We start from the raw sequence: 8,484 nt of genomic DNA, 5'->3' as shown, positions 1-8,484 counted from the left end.
CCGCATTGTGATGACAATTCTAAAAGAGGCAGACGAAAGTACCGATGTTACTTGGGCTAATATCATTATGGACGGGATTAAATCAGCAGCCGTGATTCCGGTTTTCGTGTTTTTACAGGGCTTTATTCAAGGTTCAATTACCTTGCCCCTGCTAAAGTATATGTTTAGTTCTGATCAGAAATTCACTGCTAAATCAATTACCGGCATGAATAAAGTCCCTGGACTAAAAGATGTTGGTATTTCGCTACCTTTACAGATTTTGTTTCTGCTAATCTTCACTGTCGTAACCGTCGTGTTTTTTATTAAAATGTGTGCGTTTGTGGCTGATATGGCTTGGTACAATCTGACGATTCCTTTAGCTGCAATGAGCATGGCGACTGAAAGCTTTGATTATAGTGGTACGTGGTGGAAGAAGTACATTTATTACAATGCTTCCATTATTAGCCAGGTGCTTTGTATGTCATTATCAGTATGGTGTTTCACTAATATGGCTAAATATGGGTTTATTGCCTTTATTGGTTCAATTGGATTTGGCTTTCTGGTGGTCAAAACACCTGATGCTGTTAAAGATTTCTGGGTTTCAACCGGCGTGACTAAGAGTACTGGTATGGGCGCCATGAGAATGTTTCAAAATTATTTCCGTAACCACTAGGAGGATATATAGTTATGAAGAAAATCGCACACTGGTTATTAGAAAAAGTCAAAAAAGATATGCGAACCGACCCTTTTACAACACCTTCACGGCGGACTAAGCTGTCTTACTATTTTGATAACTTAGTTAGTATGCTCTTCTATTTAATGGGAATTTACCTCATGTTAGTGGATTTATACCAAGAGCTTTTTAAGGCGAACAATACCGATTTTTTAGGAACTGCGCTAATGGCCTTAGTTTTACTACTGGGTGGCTTATTATTCCATTGGTCAGCCTATATAGATCTCAGAGCCATCAAACGGTATCAACAATATTTGAAGCAACAATCGATAGAGCAGCAACAAAAATTGCGCCGTGAAACTTGGTTAAAAGCGGTTGAACAAGGCAAAACAGAATTAGAACAGAAATTGAATTATAAGGAGTGAACGAACATGACCACTGTTATCTTAGCTGAAAAAACCTAGTCAAGCCCGTTCATACGTCCAAGCCTTTCAAAAGAGCACAAAAAAACAGGGTTACTATACGGTTAGTGACCCTGTTTTGCCCGAAAATACGCTTGTGACGTATGGTCTCGGACATTTAGTTGAATTAGCCACACCGGATAAATATGATCAGAAATATCAGCAATGGGCCTTATCTAATTTACCGATTTTTCCCGATAAATACAAGTTTGTGGTGTCAGCTAGTAAAAAAGATCAATTCAAGGTCGTCAAAGATCTGTTAACGAAGGCCGATACCATTATTATCGCCACCGATAGTGGTCGGGAAGGCTCCAATATCGCCTGGTCAATCATGAACCAAGCCCAGATTGACGTTAAAAAGAAGACCATTAAGCGACTATGGTTGAATAGTTTGGAAAAAGACGCGATTATCACCGGCTTCAAAAATCTTGGTGATTGGCACAAAGACTATTTGGCTTATAAAGAAGCTCAAACTCGTCAAATTAGCGATTGGTTGATCGGCATGAATGGTAGTCCCTTATATACTTTGTTATTAAGACAAAACGGGGTACGCGGGGTGTACTCGATTGGTCGCGTGCAGACCCCCACTTTGTATATGGTTTATCAAAGGGACCAGGCAATCAAAAACTTTAAGCCGGAACCCTATTTTGAACTAAATGCGGAAATTTTAGCTAATCAGCAAAAATTCGTCGCAAAATTAGACCCCTATCAGCGATTTAAAGACGAAACAGGGCTAATAACATTCATGCAAGCTAAACACGTTCAGAAAGGCTCACAGGCCGGTTTAATCAAGGACGTCCAAAAGCAAGGCAAAAAACGAGCTAGTCCCCAACTATTTTCGCTATCCAGTCTGCAAAGTGCCATGAATAAACGGTATCATGCCAGTGCCAGCCAAACCTTAGCGGCTATTCAAAGTTTATATGAAGCCAAGTTGTTGAGTTATCCCCGCACCGATTGTGCTTATATCACTGATGAAGAATTTGAGTACTTAGTGGCTAATCTGACGAAGTATCTGGGTTTAGTCTCTAAGCCAGTCGCTTTAACCAATACCACCCCAAATAAGCGCTATGTTAATGGAAAAAAGGTTGAAGAACACTATGCCATTATCATGACTAAAGTCGTGCCGACGAAAGAGAAACTAGCCAGCTTGCCTAAATTACAGCAACAAGTCTATGACCTGGTTTTAAGGACGACGTTAGCGATGTTTGCTGATCCGTACGAGTACGAGGAAACCACCATCATCACCCAAGTTGGTGACGCCAATTTTAAAGCAACCGGTAAGGTCCCAACTAAGCAAGGTTGGCAAGCTTTATTTGATGATCACAAAGCCGATCAGCAAGAAGCAGCAACCTTACCGCTCGTTCACCAAGGCGACCAGGTTAAAGCAAATCTACAAACGCCGCAAAAAGAAACGACCCCACCAGTACCGTTTACCGAAGGGACATTAATCACAGCCATGAAGACGGCCGGTAAAACGCTTGATGATGAAGAAGCCCAAGCAATTCTCAAAGACGTGCAAGGCATTGGGACAAGTGCGACCCGGGCCAATGTGCTGGAAGTGTTAAAGAAACGCGGCTATCTCGTCACTGAAAAGAACAAGCTACACGTCAGTGAAGCCGGAATTACTTTATGTAAAGCGGTTGAACTCGAGCCCTTGCTAACTAGTCCAGAAATGACGGCCAAATGGGAGCAAGCGTTACAGCAAATCAGTACCGAAGAACGCACTCAGGATAATTTTTTGAGCCAAATTAAGAAGTTTGTGGCGAAGTTGATTGCTGATGTTCCGACACAATTAACTGGCAGTGCAGCCATAAAGCAACAAATCAATCACCAACAGCAAGCGCAAAAAGTTGCCGAGGTGTTCTTAGAAACACCACAAGTAACTGTCATAAATAAACAAAAGTTTTACATTGTGAAACCCAAGCAAGGCGAGGACTTTACCCTACCCAAGAAATGGAGCAGCAAAACATCACGATTGAAGTATATTGGAATCATGGGAACCGGTTATGATGTCGTTGATATTTTACGCTCTCCTATTTACCTTGTAGACTCGATTATTGAGCACTGAGATAAAAATAAAACATAGTTTTTCCAAGATTATAAGGCAAACTATTTACATCCAGATAGCCGTATTAACCAGCTATCTAGATTGTAGTCTTTTTAATATCAGGGATATGGGATATCCAGCAAGATCGTGTTTTAAACTCACGTAATCGTTCACCTAAATGGCCAAATAATTGTCTGTATTAAAAGTCAGCTGTTGATAGCTCCTATAAATTTGAGATGGCCTTGGCTAATTAGTGAGTTCGGACTACTCCCTAACTGACCATTAGGTACCGGCAAGTCTAAATTTTCATAATACTGTTGCCATTCAGGCAAAACAGAGCCGTTAGGGCCAAATACCATTGGGGATAGATGAAATATATTTTCATCTTTAAATGCATTAACCACGTAGTCCGAACAGTAATATCCTGGCTGATCTAATCTGAAGCTCGGATTGTATGGTGCTTCTAACATGGACTTGGCTCGTTTTAGTATTTTGAGGGGATTTATTAAAGGGCTACTCTTCCGATAAACGTCAATCAATCCTTCTTCGGAAATAAATTGATCTAACGGTTGACGAATGCAACCATGGTCTTTGGTTGCATGGAGAACAAAAAAGTCAGTGCCTTCTTTTTCTACTATCCCGATATGGTAATAAGCTAGTGGTCGATCTAAAAACGTTTGTTTTGTGCCTCTAATGATCATCTCTGACAGTTTATTTTGTGCTTTTTTAACAAGTAACAGATCGCCTGTTTTCAAACTAATCAAAATTAGCAGTCTCCCTTCCATTATTCGAATTTTAGTAACCCTTTACTTTACTAATGGGTTACTAAATAGCTATAATAACACTGTTTTTGAAAAATCCATACTTGGAGTGATCATATTGAAACGTAGTAACACCACAAGATTATTAACGTTATCTGCAATGATGGTAACAATCTTAATTATATTAGGCCGCTTTCCTGGTATTCCGTTGGGATTTATTCCAGTACCTATCGTTTTACAAAACATGGGAGTGATGATGAGTGGTGAGTTGTTGGGACCTAGGTATGGGACCATCTCAGTATGTCTATTTTTATTATTAGCCTTCATCGGTATGCCCATACTTTCTGGTGGTAATGGTGGTATGGCTGTCTTTATTGGACCAACTGGCGGCTATCTTATAGCTTGGTTATTTACGCCATTACTAATTGGTCTATTAATTAATCGCTTTCAGATTTACAATAAGTCTTGGATATTTGAACTGCTCATTTTATTATTAGCCGGAGTGATTTTTATCGATTTGATGGGTGCTATATGGCTCTCTTACCAGTCTCACATTACGCTGATTGCCGCTCTTATTTCAAACTTAGCATTTATACCAGGAGATCTTATTAAAAGTGCTTTAGCAGTTATTATTGTTCGCCGTATTAGAAAAGCAATGCATTTAAGCTTATTTTAGTTATTGTTTATCGCTATTTAATTAGGAGGTGGTTTGATGAAAAATAAATCAACCCAAGAAAAAGTGGTGTTAGAACTTTTGACTAATTTAGATACGTGGGTATCTGGTGACTATCTAGCTAAAAAGTTTCAAGTCAGTCGTGAAACCATCTGGAAGGCTATTAATAATTTAAAAAACAAACGAGATTATCCAATTGTTAGTCGTAAGAAACGTGGGTACATGCTTCATACAGCACCGTATTTAGAAGCCGACTTAATTAATATTTACAGCCATAAGCAATTAACAGATAATCTGCATGTCTTTAAAGAAGTTACATCAACCCAAGATTTAGCAAAGCAATTTTCTAGTAAGCACTGTATTACCAGGCCAACCGTTTTTGTTGCCGATAAGCAGACTAACGGTTATGGAAGACGAGGTCGCTCTTTTTATTCACCACCGACTACAGGCCTTTATCTCAGTATTATTCTGCCTAACCAACAACAAACTGTTATTCAACCCGGACTACTAACAACTGGGATTGCCGTGAGCATCACCCATGTGCTTGAAAAGTTTTATCCAAATAAAGAATTTCAGTTTAAATGGGTAAATGACATCTATCTAAATTATCATAAGGTGGGCGGAATTATTACGGAGTCCATTTTTGATCTTGAACTGGGGGCGGCCTCAGCTTTCATTGTTGGTGTGGGAATAAATTTAACAACTGTCAAGTTTCCAAAAGAGTTGGCAATCAAAGCCCAAGCTATCGATAATGACAATTCAGTTAACCGCAATCAATTAATTGCTGAAATAATCCAAGCAATTATAAACGGATTTTTAGACTATACGAACCCCCAACTATTGGCGGAGTACCGGAAAAAATCGATTGTTTTAGGAAAAGTGGTTTCTTTAAATACTGGGTCAGAAGTTATTCAGGGAGTTGCTCAGAAGATTGAAGATAATGGTGGTATAACCATTAAAAGGATAGATGGAACATTTCAAACCTTTACAAGCGGTGAAGTAATCAAAACTGGTTTTAAGTATAAAGGAGATCATATTGGATAGCTTAATTTATGGATTATGTGTTGATAATACGGGACGTTATGAGCACTACCACAATGATTTTGATATTGCCGCTTTAAACTGTAGCTACTATCGAAAGTGTTTTTCCTACTCTAAATAAGTTAATACTAGGGAAGGGCACCTGTTTAAAAAATGAGTTGTAGTAAACTCCATTTTTTAAACAGGTGCCCTTTTTTGAACATTATTTGAATAATTTTCCTAGTAATAGTTAATTATAAATGTAATTGCGTTTCATCGGCAATCCTGTACCACTAGGTGCATTCACTAATAAGTACTGAATAACATCTATATTGCCTGATTCGAAGGAAGCGGCACAAGCTTGTAAGTATAAACTCCACATTCGATCAAAACGTTCACCATATTTTTCGATGACTTGATTCCGAACCTTCTGATAGTTTTGGTACCAGATTTCCAATGTTTTTTGGTAATGGCGTCGTAAGGGTTCAATATCTGAAAATTGCAATTGGGCATCCATAATGTGCTTAATATTTTCAGCAACATTGGGAATGTATCCTCCTGGAAAGATGTATTGATTAATAAATGGATCCACACCAGCACCTTCATGTTGTCCAGTAATGCCGTGAATCAATGCTTGTCCTCCTGGGGCCAAAAATTCTTGAACCTTTTTAAAATATAGTCCTAAGTTTTCTTTACCAACATGTTCAAACATGCCCACAGATGTTACGTAATCGTATTGACCAGATACTTCACGATAGTCTTCCAATATTACGTGGACCTGATTTTCTAAGTGTCGTTCCTTTATTTGTGATTGTGTATAGTTATATTGTTCTTGGCTCAAGGTAATACCTGTTGCATCTAGTCCAAACTCTTCAGCAGCCATGAATAATAAAGTTCCCCATCCACTACCAATATCCAATAGTTTACGACCAGGATTAGTGGCTAGCTTACGTAAGATATACCGGACCTTGTTCAATTGTGCTTGTTTCAAAGTGTCGGATTCTTTCTCAAAATAAGCACAAGAATAGGTCATTGTGTCATTTAACCATAGCTTATAAAAATCGTTACCTATGTCATAATATTTTTGAATATCTTTTTCACTATTTTTTTCAGAATGCGATATTTTGGGTAAGTGTTTTAAGAATGAATTATGAGTTAAAAAACTGTCTTTTTTCCGGTAAGCCGATGCGATTAATGTTTGTATACTTCCATCAATCTCTATGTCACCATTCATATAAGCCTCACCTAGAACCAAGGTAGGCTGACTGGTTAGCGATTTAATTGGAATTTCGTGTTTAAATTGTACCTTAATTTCAGGAACTCCAGCGCCATATTTTTCTTTTTTCCCATTCCAATAAGTTACTTCAATCGTTATGTCGAATGCTTTACTGAATAATTCCTTGTAAACCACTTTGTCTAGCACAAATATCCCTCCATTAAAAAAATAAATTATATGGTAGATTGCAAATTTAATCCGAATTTTTTGACAAATTGGTCAGCATGACCTGATAAGGTGTTTGCCAGTCAAGTATTTTAAGTGGTCTCTGATTAATTTCGAGTAAGGTGGTTTTCAAGCCTTGAGCACTAATGTGCTCAAAATAAGTCCCCTTAGGATAAAAATAGCGTAAGTTCCGATTAAATCGTTCATTACTGCCGCGCTCAGCTGGCGTATAAGCATGGCAGTAATAGGTCTTAATACCGTATTGTGCTTCAAGTGATACTAGACCGTTAAACTCAGTGCCACGGTCCACCGTAAAACTATGCACCGGGCCATTAAAAGTTGCTAGAAACTTATTTAGGGCTTCATTAACAGTTACTGCTGTCCGGCTTTTTAATCGGTAGGCCCAAAGGAAACGTGATTTGCGATCGATTAAGGTTAATAAAACTGCCTTACTATGCCCACGGGGGCCAACAATTGTATCTAATTCAAAATCACCGATGCGATTACGTCGATTAACCACGATGGGTCGCTGTTCAATTGACCGTCCTAATGATTGATTATATTTAGAACGTTGGTCAAGGTTACGCCGTTGGCGCACGCCATGTTCAGGCAAATCATTTAAAGAAAACTCAATTTTCCCTTGATTTAACCAATTATAAATTGATTTAGTCGCTAGTTTAAATTCGTGAGCTATCATTTCTGGTGACCAACTTAGCCGTAAATGGTTTAAAATTATTTGCCTTAATTTGTCATTCAATTTAGTCTTTCGGCCACATCGTGCCCGCTTGTATTCGGCATCTGTTTGGGCCACTTCGGCCTGGTAAGGTTCACATCGAGCTAATTCATAAGAAATTGTGGCAGATGATCGTTTTAGGCGATCGCTCATTTGGATATTGGACAGGCCTAGTTCACAAAAGGTTTTGATTTTAATTCGTTCAGAATAGGTTATACTAGACAAAAGATCAGCTCCTAAAAGATGTGTTTGTGGTAAACACCATTTTAAGGGAAGCTGATCTTTTTTGTCCGAACAGCGTCGGATTAATTTTACAATCTACCTATCAAGGCTTGCAACAACAAGTTCAGCAAGCAAGGAACCCACAACAAAAATCAGAACTAAAAAATAAACTAAATGATATACACCATGAAATCAGTAAGCGAACACAAAAACAGCTGCAAACATTTACTGAAGAAAATCCGTCAATCAAACAACCCAAATCCGAACTTGATCAAAGTTTAAAGCGTTAGCCAGATTTTAAAGGTCATGCTATAATATAAACAGAAAAAGGAAGTCCCGCCGAAAACAGGACTTCCCGTGCAAGCCGCTTCAAAGGCAGTGGCTTAGATTACAAAACTACATTGTCGCCCTGTAACCGACCAAAGTTACGCAGGGCGGCTTTTTTATTTGTGGTGCTTGTCGATATAGCTGAGG

7 protein-coding genes and 2 pseudogenes are annotated in these 8,484 nt (G+C 38.6%); 6 read left to right on the top strand and 3 right to left on the bottom strand.

Annotated elements, in window-relative coordinates; translation table 11 throughout:
* The 3 genes and pseudogenes from HMPREF0494_RS09005 to HMPREF0494_RS08995 form a co-directional block, all read left to right on the top strand.
* Window positions 1-652, top strand: a 652-nt coding sequence (locus tag HMPREF0494_RS09005; protein WP_007124651.1) for a conjugal transfer protein TrbL family protein, incomplete at its 5' end; no start/stop codon positions are given.
* A 14-nt stretch (window positions 653-666) separates the two neighbouring features.
* A complete protein-coding gene (locus HMPREF0494_RS09000) occupies window positions 667-1,077 on the top strand; it encodes a hypothetical protein (protein WP_003590792.1) in 411 nt (136 codons plus the stop codon).
* Window positions 1,078-1,083: 6 nt separating this feature from the next.
* Window positions 1,084-3,181, top strand: a pseudogene (locus HMPREF0494_RS08995) (DNA topoisomerase 3).
* Between the two features lie 185 nt (window positions 3,182-3,366).
* Here HMPREF0494_RS08995 and HMPREF0494_RS08990 read toward each other — a convergent pair.
* The gene (locus HMPREF0494_RS08990; protein WP_225363477.1) at window positions 3,367-3,924 is read right to left on the bottom strand and encodes a YiiX/YebB-like N1pC/P60 family cysteine hydrolase; all 558 of its coding nucleotides are present in this window, start codon (window positions 3,922-3,924) and stop codon (window positions 3,367-3,369) included.
* 157 nt (window positions 3,925-4,081) lie between these two features.
* Here HMPREF0494_RS08990 and HMPREF0494_RS08985 point away from each other — a divergent pair, with 157 nt between their 5' ends.
* Window positions 4,082-4,597: a biotin transporter BioY gene (locus HMPREF0494_RS08985; RefSeq protein ID WP_007124648.1), complete on the top strand. Its 516-nt coding sequence runs from the start codon at window positions 4,082-4,084 to the stop codon at window positions 4,595-4,597.
* Window positions 4,598-4,633: 36 nt separating this feature from the next.
* A complete protein-coding gene (locus tag HMPREF0494_RS08980) occupies window positions 4,634-5,638 on the top strand; it encodes a biotin--[acetyl-CoA-carboxylase] ligase (protein ID WP_007124647.1) in 1,005 nt (334 codons plus the stop codon).
* A gap of 226 nt (window positions 5,639-5,864) precedes the next feature.
* Here HMPREF0494_RS08980 and HMPREF0494_RS08975 read toward each other — a convergent pair whose 3' ends face one another.
* A complete protein-coding gene (locus tag HMPREF0494_RS08975) occupies window positions 5,865-7,037 on the bottom strand; it encodes an SAM-dependent methyltransferase (RefSeq protein WP_007124645.1) in 1,173 nt (390 codons plus the stop codon).
* A 46-nt stretch (window positions 7,038-7,083) separates the two neighbouring features.
* Window positions 7,084-8,013 carry an IS30 family transposase gene (locus tag HMPREF0494_RS08970; protein WP_040459016.1) on the bottom strand — a complete coding sequence of 310 codons (930 nt, stop codon included), beginning with the start codon at window positions 8,011-8,013 and terminating at the stop codon, window positions 7,084-7,086.
* An 86-nt stretch (window positions 8,014-8,099) separates the two neighbouring features.
* On the opposite strand from HMPREF0494_RS08970, the pseudogene HMPREF0494_RS11115 reads away from it, so the two are divergent.
* Window positions 8,100-8,300, top strand: a pseudogene (locus HMPREF0494_RS11115) (LtrC-like protein); the annotation flags it as partial.
* Window positions 8,301-8,484: the final 184 nt, after the last annotated feature.

It is taken from the genome of Limosilactobacillus antri DSM 16041 (assembly GCF_000160835.1).
GTDB lineage: Bacteria > Bacillota > Bacilli > Lactobacillales > Lactobacillaceae > Limosilactobacillus > Limosilactobacillus antri.
The sequence above is the reverse complement of the archived record's forward strand: the minus strand, read 5'-3'. Positions and strand labels throughout refer to the sequence as shown.

Excerpts from the sequence above, each read along its gene's own strand:
- HMPREF0494_RS09000 (WP_003590792.1), top strand. The coding sequence starts at position 667 with ATGAAGAAAATCGCACACTGGTTATTAGAAAAAGTCAAAAAAGATATG.
- HMPREF0494_RS08985 (WP_007124648.1), top strand. The coding sequence starts at position 4,082 with ATGATGGTAACAATCTTAATTATATTAGGCCGCTTTCCTGGTATTCCG.
- HMPREF0494_RS08980 (WP_007124647.1), top strand. The coding sequence starts at position 4,634 with ATGAAAAATAAATCAACCCAAGAAAAAGTGGTGTTAGAACTTTTGACT.